This is a genomic window from Streptomyces sp. NPDC005141, from assembly GCF_053599975.1.
The window spans coordinates 82,457-97,459 of record NZ_JBSFYW010000020.1 but is presented as its reverse complement, the minus strand read 5'-3'; the positions used below and the strand labels follow the sequence as shown (position 1 = coordinate 97,459).

Below are 15,003 nucleotides of genomic sequence, written 5' to 3'. Positions count from 1 at the left end.
GCCGGTGCAGCGGCTACTTGGACGCTTCCCCAGCAAGGCGAGGGCCCGCCGACGGAGCCGGCGGGCCCTCGCACGGAACTCGGTTCGGACATCCACCCGGGAACTCCGGGCACTCGCCAGGCGTGCGGCGGACCGCGCCGCGAGTCTGTCGCACACCTCTCAGGGGCCCTGCCGAACGCGATCGCCCTCCCGCTGCTCTGTCCCTCTTCATGTGTCGGCCCGCACCCGCGTCGCCACGACGGCGACGGCGACGGCCGTGCACGATGGGGACGTACCCCCTCGCAGATTCGGAAAGGCTCCCCGTGATCAGCATCCCGGCCCACACGGCCCATGACGGTACGAAGATCCCGGCTGTCGGCCTGGGCACCTGGCCGATGGACGACGCGCAGGCCGAGGAGGCCGTGAGCCGGGCGCTCGGCATCGGCTACCGACTCGTCGACACGGCGACCAACTACCGCAACGAGACCGGCACCGGACGAGGCATCGCCCGCGCCGACGTGCCGCGCGAGGAGATCGTCGTCACCACCAAACTACCGGGCCGGCATCACGGTTACGACGAGACCCTCGCCTCCTTCGAGGAGTCCCGTGGCCGCCTCGGGCTCTCCTATGTCGACCTCTACCTCATTCACTGGCCGCTGCCGCGCGTGGACCAGTACGTGAACTCGTGGAAGGCGATGATCAAGCTCCGCGACGACGGTCTGGTGCGTTCGATCGGCGTCTCGAACTTCACCGCCGACCATCTCACCCGGCTGGAACGGGAGACCGGAGTACTGCCCTCGGTGAACCAGATCGAGCTGCACCCCTACTTCCCCCAGGACGAGTTGCGCGCCTTCCACGCCGACAAGGGCATCGTCACGGAGAGCTGGAGCCCCCTGGGCCGTGGCACCAGCCTCCTGGACGAACCGGCGCTCGGGAAGATCGCCGAGGCGCACGGCGTGACACCCGGCCAGGTCGTCCTGCGCTGGCACACACAGCTCGGAGCGGTCCCGATCCCCAAGTCCTCGGACGCCGGGCGGCAGCGGGAGAACCTCGACATCTTCGGATTCGAGTTGACCCCCGCCGAGATGGAGGCCGTCTCCGACCATCCGCGGCAGCGCCTGGGCGGCGACCCGACGACGCACGAGGAGTTCTGAGGGCTCGGCGACGGAGCTCGTGTCAGGCCTCCGCACCGGGGTGCAGGTGCGGAGGAAGGCGGCGCCGACAAAGGGCGGCCGGACGGGTGTTGCGTTGCGCGCACGGAAGCGACCGGACCGCCGGGGCTTCCCGAACCGCCCCAGGTTCCTGCCCGAAGACGCCCCCGAAGGCCGTCCGGGTCTCGAGGAACGTGTCACGCCGCACTCGACCGGCACCACGCCGGGCAGGTGCCGCACCGCGGCGCCGACTGGGCGGCGCGACGACCTGACGGTACGCACCGAGCGCACGGTGTGGGCCGCACGCCGCGCCTGAGGAATTGATCCGGTCCGCCGAGTGGTCACCCAAGTCGTCAACCGGCCCCGCCCGCAAGGGCGTACGACCTGTGGCGCCGAGGGGCACCTCCGTACACGACGTCACTTCAGGTTCCGCCCCCCGGTGGCAGGCGGGGCGGGACCGGGCCCCGTCGTAGGCGATGCGGCACGGCCCGGCGTCGTGCGGGACAGGAGCGGCCGGTCGTACGCGGCGTCCGGCCGGACGCCGCGCCCCGGTCAGCTGATTGCATGACTTCGGGTCCCCATCGCGTCCGTAGCGGTGCGGCGGGACGCCCGGCGGGTCATCGTGGAGGGGGCGTTGCGAGCGATGGGGGAACTGCCATGCCGATGCTGCTCATCAAGGGCTCGTACAAGATTGCCGGGGCCAGCCCCGACGGCGACTCGGTCCGGTTCATTCCGGACGATCCCGGGGAGTGGGATCTGCTGCGCGGACGCAAGGTGCGCCGCAACCGGGCCGGCGGGGCCCAGCTCAGGCTCGACGGGATCGACACTCTGGAGACCCACTACAGGCCGCCGCACGGGCCCGAACTCCATCAGCCGGCCCCGTTCGCCGGCCGGGCCGCGGAAGCGCTGCTCGACTGGCTGGGTATCACGGAGGTGGAGCGCGGTGCCAATGGAATCGTGAAGCGCAGTGTGCCCGAATCCGTACCCGGGTACATCCTGACCCGCAACGCGGACGTCCACGGGCGCTGTGTGGCTCTCGCGGGCCGCGGGACGGACGCTCCGAATGCCAGTGGCGGGCTCGTCACCGTCACCACCGAGCACCTTCGGCAGACCGCCAACCACCACCAGCTCACCGAGGGCCTGGCCTACCCGACCTTCTACCGCAACCTGTTCGTCGACCTCCGTGAGGAGCTGTCCGGGGCGGCGCGGCAGGCCCGTCGGGACGGACGGGGGCTGTGGCCGGCCGACCAGACCCAGAGCGGGGCGAAGGTGGAGGGGCGGCTCACACTGACCGACTCCGCGGTGCTGCTGCCCAAGCTCTTCCGGCGTCTGGCGGACTATCTCCAGCTCAACGACGGCGACCCGTCCCTGGAGGGCTTCCGCCCCTACCTGGAACAGCGCGAGGACCGGCTGTTCGTCCTCTCCACCGGGCAGTGGACCGGCTTCGACACGGTCGTGGAGGTCACGAACGGCGACACCGTGCGGCTCAACCGCCCTTCGGAGGACCTCGTCTTCGACGAGAAGTAGGCGCTCCCGCGTCCACACCTCTCGGGGGATCCATCCGTGCCGCCTGCCGGCAGGTCCGGCGCGGCGTCGCCCGCCTGTGCGGAGCGGGCCGGCACGCGGCTCGCGCGAGCGGGGGCGCCTGTCCCGCGCGCCGACCGGCCGGAGGCCCGGGTCCCCCCGTGGATCCGGGTCCGGTCGGCGCGCGGGGTGGTACCGGGCCTACGAGGGGTCGTGCACCGTGCCGGTGAACTCCGGCCCGTCGTGCGACTCACCGGTCTCGTCGTAGATGGTCAGGCGCAGCCGTACCTTCTCCTCCGGCTCGGTCACCGTGTCCGTGATCGTGGGGATGGTGATCTCGGCGGTCGTCCGGCCGGCAGGGAAATCGGCGACGACGAACAGCCCTCTCAACTGGGACAGCGGCCGTGACGGCCGGGGTGCCTCGCCGGAGTTCTCCCGCAGCCACTGGGGATCGACGTCGGTGGTGGACAGTTCGGCGCCGCCGGTGACGGGCAGGACGGCGACGCCGGCCTGGATGTCCGCGTCGGCGGCCGCGGACAGGGACATCCGCCAGGTCAGGCTCCCGCCCTCGGCGGCCCGGGCGGAGGGTGGGGTCACCTTGATGGTGGGCACCGGATCGTCGTTCCTGGCGATGACCCCGCCACGGTGGGCGCCGATCACCGCACCGTGGACCGCCTTCACGAAGACGTCGTGCGACATGTCGTAGCCGAACCGTGTGTTGCCCCGGACCTCGACCTTCACATCCGGGCCGTGGCCGCCGGGCCGTACGGTCACCTCGCGCGAGGTGGTCCGGCCGGTGACCGGGTCCGCGACGAACAGGCGGAGCCTGCCGCTCCCGTGACCGGAGACCTTCACCGGCACCTGGTAGGTCCGAACACCCGTGTCGCCCTCCTTGACGGTCAGCCGGCCGATGTCGACGCGCGGCAGCGCCGCGGGCCGGACGGCCGGAGTACCGGCGCGCCATCCCCACGAGTCGATGAGCCAGGCCCGCCCGGACCGGGTGCGCGGGATCAGCTCCAGGGCGGTCACGCGGTGCGGGTCGATCCCCGCTCGCGTGGCGGCGGTCAGGGGTACCCGGACCTCCTGGCCCCAGTGGGAGGCGGTGCGATCGGTTCCGGGCAGGCCGTCGAGGTGAACGCGCCCCAGGGTCGCCCGGTGGCCGGACGCGTCGGTCAGGGCGACGTCGAACTGGGTGTCCCTGGTGTTCGGCGGAACGATCAGGCGCAGTGCCAGGGCCTCGGCCCCGGCGAGCGAGACCGGCCTCGAGGAGCGGACCCGGACCGCGGAACCGGCAGCCGTCCACCGCAGGGCCACGGCGCGCCGGCCCGGCTCCTTCGATGTCTCCCAGTGGGCGAAGTGCGGCGAGAGGCCGTTCGCATCGGAGTTGAGGCACGCGGCGGAGTCGTCGTCGTCCACCTCGGCGCACAGCCGGCCGCCGTCGACGGAGACCGGTCCGTCCGGCAGGAACGCCGGAGTACGGCGGGCGCCGACCGCGTGGGTGAGAACGCGCGCCGGGTCGGCGGAGGGTGCGCGTCGCCCCGAACCGTCGAGCAGCGGTCGTACACGGTCGTCGCCGGCGACGAACAGCCGTGCGGCGGCGGCGATGTAGGTCGCGCCGACGGACTGCTGCTGACGGGCCGTCAGCCTCGTCGCGGTGCCCGGCGAACAGACCCGGTCCCGCTCGTCCCCGGTCCAGAAGTCGTCGTCCGCCGGTGCCTGGGCCTGGCCCGGCGTCCACTCGGTGTTGAAGAAGTTGTGGTTGGCGCCGACCACGTAGACGGCGCTGTGCAGGGCGGCGCCACGGCTGACACCGCGTGTCGCGTCCACGTACATCTCGCCCTGGAGGTCGGAGACGTCGCCGTCGCAGCCGGGCAGGATCGTCGCCGACGGCACGTCGGGGGTCGGGTTCTGCCCGAAGATGGTGGGGCCGATCAGCACGGTGCCCCGGATGTGCCAACGCACGGGGCCGCGGTAGCCGTCCTGGTCGGCGGGGGCGCGGTACAGGCTGTCCATGGCGGCCCGGTTCACGCCCTCGCCGCCTCGCGAGTGGCCGACGAGCAGGACGCGCGACAGGTCGGCGGGCGCCACCCGCCGTACGATCCCGGGTGCGGACGACGGGTGCGCCACCCAGTCCGCCCAGCGGGCCAAGTGCTGTCGCACCAGGGACGATCGGGCCTGCGCGCCGCCGTCCTCCGCCGCGTAGTCCTGTCCGTTGATGCCGTTGGCGGAGATGGACACGGTCACGTATCCCTGCGAGGCCAGCAGCTTCTGGGCCTTGAGGTAGCCCTTGTGGCTCGGTATCGGTTTCGAGCCCGCGGGGCAGGGCCACTCGCCGCCGACCTCGTCGCCGTGACCGGTGTAACAGGTGGCGTGGCGGCCGTGCAGGAACAGTGCCAGCGGACGGTGTCCCGTGGCGTTCGTGGGCGCGACCACCACCGCGCGCATCTCCACGGGCGCGGGGAGGCCGGGCAGGCGCACCGCGGCGAGCGAGTAGTCACCGGTGGCGGTCCGGTAGGTGCCCGGCTTCCCCGGGTCGACCGCGTTGGCGGGTAGCCGGGTCGAGGGCCGGCCGGTGACTCCGGGCCGCTGCCCGGAGGGCGGGTCCTGCTCGGCGCCCGCCGCGTCCAGGCGCCGCCCGCCGGCCCGCACCCGGAGGTCCGAGGGGTCACCGAGCGGTGCCGCGCCGAGTGTGAGCCGGAAGGAGCGGCCGTCCGGCGCGCCGACGGGCCGGCCCAGGAGACGGTCCCCGGCATAGAACGCGACGCCGGCGTCGGTGACGGGCACCGGTGCGTCCGCGCGCCAGACCAGCTGTCGCGCCGCTCCCTCGCCGGTGACGCTCCAGCCGGCCGGTGGCCCGCCGTCGGAGTCCGAGGACGCGGGTCCCGCGGATCGCGCGGAACCGGCTGCGGTCTCCTCTGCCTGGGTCGATCCTGGCGATCCTGCGACCGCTGCGAGCAACACCGCAGCGACGACCCCTATTCGCCGGACACGGAACAAGGTTCTTCTCCTCCTGGTCGGCCTACGCCCCCGTCGCCCCGTTGGTCCCGAAGCGCTCTCCCCGTCCCACGAGGACGGAAAGCGAGGCCGATGGGTTGCCTCATGTCACCGGCGTATCGGTACCTCAACTCCCGTCCACAGTTGCGGAGTCGGGTCGTCCGGCGTGGCGAGGCGGTGCATCGGCGCGGATGCCGGGGTGCGGCGGCCGACCTTGGTCACGCGTCCGGGCGGCCGTGCCCGGACGCGTGACGCCAGGACGCTCTCAGTCGTCCTCCGGGCAGAAGAAGTTCCCGGACGGCCCCCAGCGCGTCACCGCTGCGGCCTTCGCGGACACCGCCCCGCACGTCAGGTCGGTGATTTTGGTGCCGTCCTCGGTGATCTCCCGGATGTCGACTTCCTTGTCCACCGGATACTTGTGTCCCTTGCCGATGGTCATGATCCCCGACTCTCCTACGTAGTCGGTGACTCCGGTCGACTGGAGGAAGGTGACGACGGCGCTGGGGGTGAACTGCGGGTCGGTGACCGAGATTTCGTTCATGACCTTGAAGAAGACCTTCACCGCGTCGTAACCGGCGGCGGCGTCACTGTCGGAGGAGACGTCGAAGGACTTCCGGAAGCTCCGGACGAAGGGGCCCTGGGCGTCGGGCAGGCTGAACTGGGTGTAGAAGAGGCTGAGCGAGCCGTAGTCCTGCGGCATCAGTTCCGGGTGCAGCACGAGATTGGGAGCGGGGCTCTCGGCGAGGACGGCGACGCGGCCCTGGTGCGTACGGCATTGCTTGTCGCTCTGCAGGTAGTAGAAAAGGTCGTGCATCACGCTGGATCGGCCCGCGTAGAGGATGAAGCCGTCCGTCCTGCGGATCAGCGCGCAGATGCCGGCCGCCACGGAGGGCGTCTGGCTGTCGTTGCCCGATTCGCCGTACGGCACCGGGTAGACCGGCCCCGCCGAACCGTAGGCGTCGGTGAACCGCTTCTTGAGATCCGCGCTGAAGTACCGGTCGTGGGGGTCGAAGACCACGACGGCCGCGGGCGCCGTGTGCCCCGGACCGACCTTGGTCAGGGCCGCCAGCCGAGGTGAGTGCCGGGCGAACGACGCCATGATGCGCGCGACGCGTGCGTCGGGCGCCGAGAGCTGGAAGTACGACACCGGGGAGTCGCCTTCGACCATGGGCTGACCCGAGACGCCGGTGCCGAGGACCGTGACGCCCCGGGCATCGAGTTCGATGGCCGCCTGAAGGGACTCCGGACGGCTCTGTGTGAGGCCGATGACGCCGGCGATGTGGTCCCGGTCGATCCGGTCGACGATCATGCGGGCCACATCCACATCAGTGTGGTTCGTCGTGTTGAGTCCCCCGCGCGATCCGAAGGCGAAGTACTCCCCCGCGTTGGCGACGAGCAGCCGGATCGGCATTTGCGACTTGAGGTTGAGGTCGTTCACCTGCTTCTGGGCGAGCAGCGCGCCCCGCAGCATCTGGAAGCCCGTGGGCACGGTACGGCGTGACGTGGAGCCGACGCTCAGCGGGGCGAAGAAGACCAGGGTGCGATAGGGCTTGGTCCGGTCGACTGCCGCGTTCTGGCGGCCCAGCCGGGCTTCCAGCTCTCGCAACTCGGGCGCGTACAGGCCATGGGCGAGCTCGCAGTGGTCGGAGCCGTCGGTGATCCCGACGCGCTCGCCCGTGCTGACGCGGGGGCACCAGGTGTCGGTGGTGCGGGATTTGGCGTCGGCTCCGGCACCGGCTCCGGGGTGCGGCTCGCCGGCCCTCAGCACCTGGAGGAGTCCGGCCGCGACCACCGCCGCCAGCGCCAGAGCGGCCACGACGGGACGGAACCAGTCGCCCGCGCGCCGGTCGCGGGAACGCACGGTCCGTTGTACGGCCAGCCGTTCGGCCGTCGTCCCGTTGTCGGGCAGGCGTGACAGCGGCACCACCCGCACCGCCTCGACCGGCTGCCCGGAGGCGCCGGCCGCCAGCAGCGATGCCACCGCCTGGGCCGTCGTGCCGTTGTCGCCGTGCCGGGCCCCCTGGAACGGGAGGCCCTGCCGGGGCAGGCCGACGGCGTACGGCGGGATGTCCGCCGTGGCGGCGCCCAGCACGAGCAGCGGGCAGGTCCCGACGTCCTCGGAGACGGCGGAGAAGGAGTTCAGGAGCTTGCGGCTCGGGGAGTCGTCAGCACCGACCGTCGGCAGCAGCAGGACGAAGGGCCATCGCCTGCGCGGCCTGCGCACACTCCACACACCCGGGCGCGCCGCCCGGGCCAGGTCGTGAATCAGCGCGGTCAGCAGGACCTGCCGGACCACCGCCTCGTCACGGGCCGATACGGCGGACACCGCGGACAGGGCCGAAGCCGCCGGCGCACCCGCGTCGGCCGGTGCCTCTCGAACGACCCTCTCCTGGGCCCTGGACCGCAGATGGGCGTCGCGCAGGGACATCGCGGCGTTGAGGAAGCTGCGCCCCGGCTCGTCCAGCATCCCTCCGACCCACCGGAAGCGGGCGCCGCGGTCGATCCGTACGCCGTACGACCACCGCCACAGCCACGCAAGTGGTGTGGTCACCACCCTCGTGATCGCCGACCACTGCTTGGCGCCGAGGTCGTCGCCGAGGCGTGTGACCTCGGCGGCGAACCCGAACTTCCAGGCGTACTTGTCGTAGATCCTGTCCCGCAGCGCCCGCCGTTCGTCCGTCACGTCCCCCGGGACGATGTCGGCTCGCAGCACCGACAGACAGGCGTCGAACTCGGTGAGCCGCAGAGTGCCGGAGCCGTCCGGCATGGTGGTGCGCAGTTGGCGTGCCACCCGGTCCAACAGCCGTACGTGCGGGCCCTCGTGCACCTCGCCGTCCTCCGCGGGGCGGTCGCAGGCGAGCAGTTCCTCGTCGACCAGCGCGTGCGGCGCGAGGCTGGCCAGGTGGCCCGTCTCACCGGTGGTGAGGCGCACCAGGCGGTGGTGGTAGACGTGCACCAGGGCCGAGAGCGCCGGATCAGGTTCGCCCCGCCCGGTGTCGGCCGCCGCGACACCGGCCGCGGTCGTGCCCGCCGGGGTCGTGTCGGCCGCGGGCTCGCGGGCGAGCAACAGGGCGGGCAGCCGGTGCCGTGAGCCCCGCCGCCTGGGCGGGATGCCGGTTCGCCGGTCGACGACGTAGCGGTCGATCACACGGACGATGTCGTCGAAACCGCAGGGCAGGACGAGATCTTGTTCGTCCGTCCGATGGGGTTGCGGCACGCGGGCCTCCCGGACGCTGAGAAACAGGAGGCGAGCCTAGGAACGGCCAGGTGAATTCACGCTGCTTTGCCTCTAATAGGCGCTCATTGAGCGATTGCGGCCGCTTGCCTTTCGGATCGGACGCGCCCAAGGGGCACCGGCTCGGCGCGGTGTGCGGACCGTTCCGCGATCGTGCCCGCTGTACGGCCCGTCCGCGCGCGGCCGGTCACTTCCACCCGTAGGTGTAGGCGGCCACCCAGGTGACGTCGAGTTCGGCGCTGCTGCCGGGCGCCGCGCCGGGGCCTTCGAGCGCGCTCTCGTTCTGCAGCACCCAGGACAGCGGTGCGGAGGGAACCCCGCGGGTGTCCTCGCCCGTCTGCCTGCCGTCGACGAAGAAGCGCACATGTCCCGGTGTCCACTCCGTCGAGACGGTGTGCCACTCGGTCCACGCGTCGTCGCTCGGGAAGTAGCCCTGTTCTCCCCCTCCGCACGGATGGTGGAACGCGGTGAGACTGCCGGTCCACTCTCCTTCGGGATGGTCCATCTCGCAGCCGCCGCCGTAGTGCAGCCACGCGGATTTGTATCCGGGAGCCACCTTCGTCACTTTGATACGAGCGCTGTACTTGCCGTACGCCATCTGCATCACGGCACGCGGTACGACCGCCGCGGCGTGCACGGGGCCTCCGTCCTCGGGGCGCCACATCCGGATGCGCATCACCCCGTCGCCGTTCTCACCGGGACCCACGCTCACCGTGTCCTCGGGGTGGTACTCACCGACGACGTCACGGCCCCGGTCGTTCGCGGTGTCCTCCCAACCGGCCGGATAGGCCCACCAGTTGTCGCGGTACTCACCGCTCAGCCCGCCGCAGTGGGCACCGGACGTGTCGACGCGGTGGTCGCAGTCGCTGAACGAACCCAGCGGCACCCGGTCGCCGTTGAAGTCCTCCGCGAGGACCTGCCAGAACGGTCCGCAGTCACCGCGGGGCAGAACGGTGCTCGTGTCGTGACAGGCGTCCGCCGAGCGGGGTGCCCCGTCGGCGCGGGGAACCCAGAACAGTGCGCCGGACAGGAGGACGAGACCGAGAGACAGGAGCAGAGCGCGCCGACGCAGGCCGGGCGCCGCGTGTGACCCCATCAAAAAAGCCTCCCTCGCTCCTCACCCTGCGAGCACCGGCGCTCTCCCCCGCGCGAGATCCGCGACAACCGCCCGGACACCGTCCGCGCCGGAGAGCACCACGCGATGGAGCATCCTCGCCCCACGACAGCGGCAACACCACCCCGCGGACACCGCTCGATGCGGATGGTCCGGCTCCGATGGCGTGCCGCAGGCCCCGGCGGCTTGGGTTCGTGCCGCCGGGGCCTGTGGGGCGTGGCTCAGGGCTGCAGGGGCATCGTCCAGCAGTTGGAGGTGGCTCGCTTGCCGGCCAGGCGGTCGGTCAGCCAGGAGATGGCGTCGCCCTGGTCGGTGATGAGGGGCGCGACATGGTTGGTGAGCAGTCCGTCACCGAGGTTCGGCAGGATGATGGCGTCGTAGGTGATGTCGGCGCCCTTGCGGCACCAGTCGACGGCGAGTTGACGTGCCTGGCCGTGCGGCACGATGTCGTCCTGGACGCCGGTGACCAGGCGCACCGGACTGGTCGGCTTGAGCTTGCCGATGCGCTGGTTGTCGAGCGTGGCCCGGAGCTCCGGCGAGCCCTCGACGATGTCGCTGACGGACTGGCCGTCCGTCGTCCACGACGTGCTCTTCTTGAACGCGTATCCGAAGATCGCGTCGCCGACGCACATCGTGGAGAGGTCGTTCAGGGCAGCCTTCCCGGCGGAGTTGAGGTGGGCGTCGGCGATGGCCCGCAGCTCGGGGTCGGCCTGCAGGAAGCCGTTGAGGGACCAGCCCAGGGCACCGGCGAGGGCACTGCCGTCGATGCCCTTGATCACTTCGGTGAGGTTGGCGGGCGGCGCTCCGGAGTAGGTGCCGGCCAGCGTGATGTCCGGGGCGTAGGAGGGCTGGAGTTCGGCCGCCGACGCGCTGGCGCCGCCGCCCTGGCTGTAGCCGAAGAGGCCGACGGGTGACGCGGAGGTGATCGACGCACCGGTCAGCGTGCGTGCCGCGCGGACGGCGTCGAGGAGCGCGTGGCCGCCGTCGAGACGGTTCACGTAGGTGTGGAGCCGGTCGGTCGCGCCCAGCCCGACGTAGTCGGTGACGACCACCGCCGCGCCGGTGGCCAGCAGCCGGTAGATCGCGAGATCCTCGTAACCGACCGACACCGTATCGCCGTTCAGGGAGAGCGGGTGCTGAAGTCCCATGGAGGCGGCGCACTGGTCGCCCTGGCCCATGGTGCCCGGGGCCACGGCCACCAGGGGGCGCGGGCCGCCGCCCTTCCAGGCGGCCGAGGGCTCGATGTACGCGCCGGTCACCGCGACGGGCCGGCCGTTGGAGTCGGTGGACTTGTACATCAGGCGGGTCGCGGTGCCGGGGAGCGGACCGTCGAGTCCGGGCAGGCTGAGGGCGAGCGGCAGGGGCTCGGTCCGGATCAGGGCGCCGTTGGCCCCGGGGAGGCTCGCGGGTGGCGTGTAGAAGGCGGGAATGGTCACGCCTCGGGAGACCACGCCGTCCGCGCCGGCGGCCGCGGCGGGGATCGCCTGGACGCTCAGGCAGGCGAGGGCCGCGAGTGCGGTGGCGAGGAGGCGGCCTCGCTTCGACGCGGCGACTCCGGGATGCGCGGAGGGCAACGGCCGCTCCGTGCGGGGACGTCGGGTGAACGCCGGATGCGGCTGGTCGGTGCTGTGGGGTCGTTCCATGCGGCTCACTCCCTGCTTCGTCGAAACGTGGGGGTCGTGCGGGCGGCCTGCGGCGTCCATGGGGTGACACCGGTTCCGGGTGAGATGCCGGCCTGGCCGCGGCCGGGGGACTCCGGGTGGCGGTTGCAGGTCGGTGCGTGGGAAAGGGCGGCGCACGGAGACGGACGTGACGGGACGACCGCACCCGCCCGGACCGCGGACGTGGGCAGGACGACGGACCCGCTCGCATCGCAGACGCGGCGGGACGACGGCATCCGACCGCGTCACGGACGCGGGCAGGCCGACAGCGCACTGCGCGCCGTCGGCCGGCGGCGCGCAGTGCGGAGCCCGCCCGTACGTCGTACGGCGCCGGGCGAGGCGGCATGTCCTGAGGGTTGTGTGCACGGCGGAGCCCCGGTGCTCGTGGCTGTGGCTCCGCCGTCCTGTGCTGTCCCGTGTTGCCCTGTTCCAGTGCCTGTGATCGGCAGCAACGGACGTCGAAGTCCCGTGCGACGCCCGCTAGTTACTCCCGAGTCACATCAGGAGAGTAGGAGCGGATGTCACTCAGTGACAAGATGTCTGCGCGCGTCAGTTCCGAGAGGCTCGCTATGCTGCCAGCGATCTGACAGACAGAGGCGGTGGGGCAACGGTGCGTAATGCGGCACCCGCAGACCGGGCCACGACGGCCGGAGCGGCCGCGAGGCCGTCACTGGGCGAACGACGCAGGGACGCCCTCCGTCTCGAGATAGCCCGCGAGGCCGTCCGCCTGTTCAACTCGCAGGGCGTCACGGGCACCACGGGGGACCAGATCGCGGAGGCGGTGGGCGTCTCGACCCGCACCCTGTGGCGCCACTTCCCCACCAAGGAGAGCTGCGTACGCCCGTTACTCACAGCGGGACTCGACGCCGCCACGGATCAACTGCGGCACTGGCCGCCGGACACCGGCCTTCTGGACTTCCTCACACACTCCTGCCGGCACGGGAGACTGCCGTCCGCCGACCCCGCGGTGCTCGACCTGATCCGCATGACTCCCACCGAGCCCGCACTGCGTGCCGTCTGGCTCCAGGCCCACGACGACGCACTGCCCGTCCTCACCGAACTCCTCGCCCGGCGCTCCGGCAGGAGCGCGGACGACCTCCGGGTAAAGGTGCACGCGGCCACCGTCAATGGCGCGCTGCGCGCCGCGGCCGAGGACTTCGCCGTACGGTTCGCCGACAGGACGGACGTCTCGGAAGAGGATCTCGCCGCCTCCCTGCACGCCGCCCTGCACGCGGCGTCGGAGGGCCTGCCGTACTGACAACACCCCACCGGGGCCACCGCGTCGGGGCCGGGCCGCACCCGGGCGGGCGACCCGCGACAAGCGAATCGCCCCTTCGTGGCCCCCAATGGCCGGGCAGCGAACGGGACTTCGGGTAAAGAGTTCGCATGGTCTAGTCCAAAGACCTGCCTGGTCTAGTCCAACTCATTGACGTGATCGCGACAGCAGCCGGAAGCTGGGGCCACTCCCCCACCCCTCTGGAGGCACAGTGAGACGTCTTCGCGCATGTCTGGGCGCGGCAGCCGCCGTGAGTCTGGCCGCAGTCGGCACCACCGCGCTGGTCGCGGGCAACGCCTCGGGCGCGACCAGCGCGCTCAGCAACCGCTGGTACGCCGCCGCCCCCTATCTGATGCCGACGGACAACGACCCGCCGGACCCGGGCGCCATCATGGACGCGACGGGCCTCAAAGCGTTCCAGCTCGCATTCATCCTCGCCCCCAACGGCGGTGGATGCTCCCCCACTTGGGGCGGAACCTCCGCGGTCTCCTCGGACACCGCCGTGCAGTCGGTCGTCAACACCATCCGCGCCAAGGGCGGCGACGTCTCCGTCTCCATCGGCGGCTACGGCGGCACCAAGCTCGGCCAGGCCTGCTCGGACCCGGCCGCCACCGCCGCGGCGTACCAGCAGGTCATCACCAAGTACGGCCTGCACGCGATCGACTTCGACCTGGAGGAGCCGGAGTACGAGAACACGGCGGCCATCAGGAACGAGATCGGCGCCGCCAAGATCCTCCAGCAGAACAACCCCGGCCTGTACGTCTCCGTCACCACGGCCGGCACGGCGGACGGAACCGGCTGGTTCGGCAAGCAGATGCTGCTCGAGGCGAAGTCGCAGGGCTTCACGCCGAACAACTTCTCCATCATGCCGTTCGACGGCGGCTTCAACGGCGCCGCGTCCCAGACCGGCGCGCTCACCAACTTCAACACGATCCTCCAGTCCACCTTCGGCTGGGACCAGGCGACGGCGTACGCCCATGAGGGCTTCTCCGGCATGAACGGCCGCAGCGACACCGGCGAGTACTTCTCGCAGGCCGATTTCCAGACCGTGCTGGACTTCGCCACCGGCCACAACATGGACCGCTTCACCTTCTGGTCCCTGAACCGCGACCGCCAGTGCACCCCCGCCGACAACGGCGGCCGAACGTCCGGCACTTGCTCCAGCGTGGCCCAGAACTCCTGGGACTTCGCGAAGTACTCGGTGAAGTTCGCCGGAGCGACCCCGCCCACCGGCACACCCACCCCGACGCCCACCCCGACCCCCACACCGCCCAGCTCCGCCTGCAGGACGGCCTGGAGCGGGTCGACGGTCTACACCGCCGGCAACGAGGCCTCGTACAACCACCACAACTGGAAGGCCAAGTGGTGGACCCAGAACGAGGCGCCGAGTGGCGCCGAGTGGGGTCCTTGGCAGGACGAGGGCGCCTGCTGACGTCTGTTCGGCTCCGGACGGCGTGCCCGACGGGTGCCCCGCCCGGAGCCATCGGCTCAAGGCCTCCCCGCCGAGCCGCAGCGGTGAGGGGATGGCGTCCCCCTAGGTCGGGCGGCGCCATCCCCTCAGTGCGTACACCCGAGTTCGGCACGGAACACACCACACACCACACACAACACACAACAGACAGCGGGCAGCGGGCAGCGGGCAGCGGGCAGCGCAACGGCTACTCTGCCGGCATTGCGTCCCGCATCGCCCTCGCGGTGGACGTCGGGTCGTAGCCCGCGGGGACGCCCGGGACCAGGATGATGTCCCCCTCGATGTGCCGCGAGCGCAGGGGAGCGATCTCCCGGTAGGCGGGCGAGTCCCACCAGGCACGCGCTTCAGCCATCGCGGGGAAGCCGATCACCACGACGTGGCCGGGCCAGCGGCCCTCCATCACCTCGTGCTGCGTGGCGTGCACGAGGAAGCGGCCACCGTACGGCTCGAAGGTGGCGCCGATGCGCTCGATGTACTCGGCGATCTCCGGGTGCGGTGGGGCTTCCCGCAGGTGGGCTATGGCGTACGCGGTCATGGCATCCTCCGGCCGTCGGGGCTCCGTACCCGAACGACCTTGGCAGCCGCGCACGCCGTGGTC

General features: G+C 71.6%; 9 protein-coding genes and 1 pseudogene. 5 read left to right on the top strand and 5 right to left on the bottom strand.

What is annotated here, in order from left to right:
• Positions 1-302 precede the first annotated feature (302 nt).
• The 3 genes and pseudogenes from ACWD68_RS18255 (at position 303) to ACWD68_RS18245 (ending at position 2,657) form a co-directional block, all read left to right on the top strand.
• Positions 303-1,133 (top strand): aldo/keto reductase, encoded by an 831-nt coding sequence (locus ACWD68_RS18255; RefSeq protein ID WP_451807443.1) that lies wholly within the window; start codon positions 303-305, stop codon positions 1,131-1,133.
• Positions 1,134-1,272: 139 nt separating this feature from the next.
• A pseudogene (locus ACWD68_RS18250) lies at positions 1,273-1,385 on the top strand (SAM-dependent methyltransferase); the annotation flags it as partial.
• Between the two features lie 402 nt (positions 1,386-1,787).
• The gene (locus ACWD68_RS18245) at positions 1,788-2,657 is read left to right on the top strand and encodes a nuclease (RefSeq protein WP_451807442.1); all 870 of its coding nucleotides are present in this window, start codon (positions 1,788-1,790) and stop codon (positions 2,655-2,657) included.
• Between the two features lie 198 nt (positions 2,658-2,855).
• Here ACWD68_RS18245 and ACWD68_RS18240 read toward each other — a convergent pair whose 3' ends face one another.
• From ACWD68_RS18240 to ACWD68_RS18225, 4 genes are all read right to left on the bottom strand, one after another.
• A complete protein-coding gene (locus ACWD68_RS18240) occupies positions 2,856-5,651 on the bottom strand; it encodes a hypothetical protein (protein WP_451807441.1) in 2,796 nt (931 codons plus the stop codon).
• Positions 5,652-5,913: 262 nt separating this feature from the next.
• Positions 5,914-8,865 carry a hypothetical protein gene (locus ACWD68_RS18235; RefSeq protein WP_451807440.1) on the bottom strand — a complete coding sequence of 984 codons (2,952 nt, stop codon included), beginning with the start codon at positions 8,863-8,865 and terminating at the stop codon, positions 5,914-5,916.
• A 205-nt stretch (positions 8,866-9,070) separates the two neighbouring features.
• Complete coding sequence (locus ACWD68_RS18230; protein ID WP_451807439.1) at positions 9,071-9,979, bottom strand: glycoside hydrolase family 16 protein; 909 nt, start codon at positions 9,977-9,979, stop codon at positions 9,071-9,073.
• A 239-nt stretch (positions 9,980-10,218) separates the two neighbouring features.
• Complete coding sequence (locus ACWD68_RS18225) at positions 10,219-11,640, bottom strand: lipase family protein (RefSeq protein ID WP_451807438.1); 1,422 nt, start codon at positions 11,638-11,640, stop codon at positions 10,219-10,221.
• Between the two features lie 628 nt (positions 11,641-12,268).
• Between ACWD68_RS18225 and ACWD68_RS18220 the strand changes: the two genes are divergently transcribed.
• Both ACWD68_RS18220 and ACWD68_RS18215 read left to right on the top strand, forming a co-directional pair.
• A complete protein-coding gene (locus ACWD68_RS18220) occupies positions 12,269-12,916 on the top strand; it encodes a TetR/AcrR family transcriptional regulator (protein WP_451807437.1) in 648 nt (215 codons plus the stop codon).
• Positions 12,917-13,184: 268 nt separating this feature from the next.
• Positions 13,185-14,366, top strand: a complete 1,182-nt coding sequence (locus tag ACWD68_RS18215) for a chitinase (protein ID WP_451807436.1) — start codon at positions 13,185-13,187, stop codon at positions 14,364-14,366.
• 226 nt (positions 14,367-14,592) lie between these two features.
• On the opposite strand, the gene ACWD68_RS18210 is transcribed toward ACWD68_RS18215, so the two are convergent.
• The gene (locus ACWD68_RS18210) at positions 14,593-14,940 is read right to left on the bottom strand and encodes a DUF1330 domain-containing protein (protein ID WP_451807435.1); all 348 of its coding nucleotides are present in this window, start codon (positions 14,938-14,940) and stop codon (positions 14,593-14,595) included.
• Positions 14,941-15,003 lie beyond the last annotated feature (63 nt).

What these genes read in the sequence shown, in the direction of transcription:
- ACWD68_RS18245 (WP_451807442.1), top strand. Translation starts at nt 1,788, where the DNA reads ATGCCGATGCTGCTCATCAAGGGCTCGTACAAGATTGCCGGGGCCAGC.
- ACWD68_RS18230 (WP_451807439.1), bottom strand. Translation starts at nt 9,979, where the DNA reads ATGGGGTCACACGCGGCGCCCGGCCTGCGTCGGCGCGCTCTGCTCCTG.
- ACWD68_RS18225 (WP_451807438.1), bottom strand. Translation starts at nt 11,640, where the DNA reads ATGGAACGACCCCACAGCACCGACCAGCCGCATCCGGCGTTCACCCGA.
- ACWD68_RS18210 (WP_451807435.1), bottom strand. Translation starts at nt 14,940, where the DNA reads ATGACCGCGTACGCCATAGCCCACCTGCGGGAAGCCCCACCGCACCCG.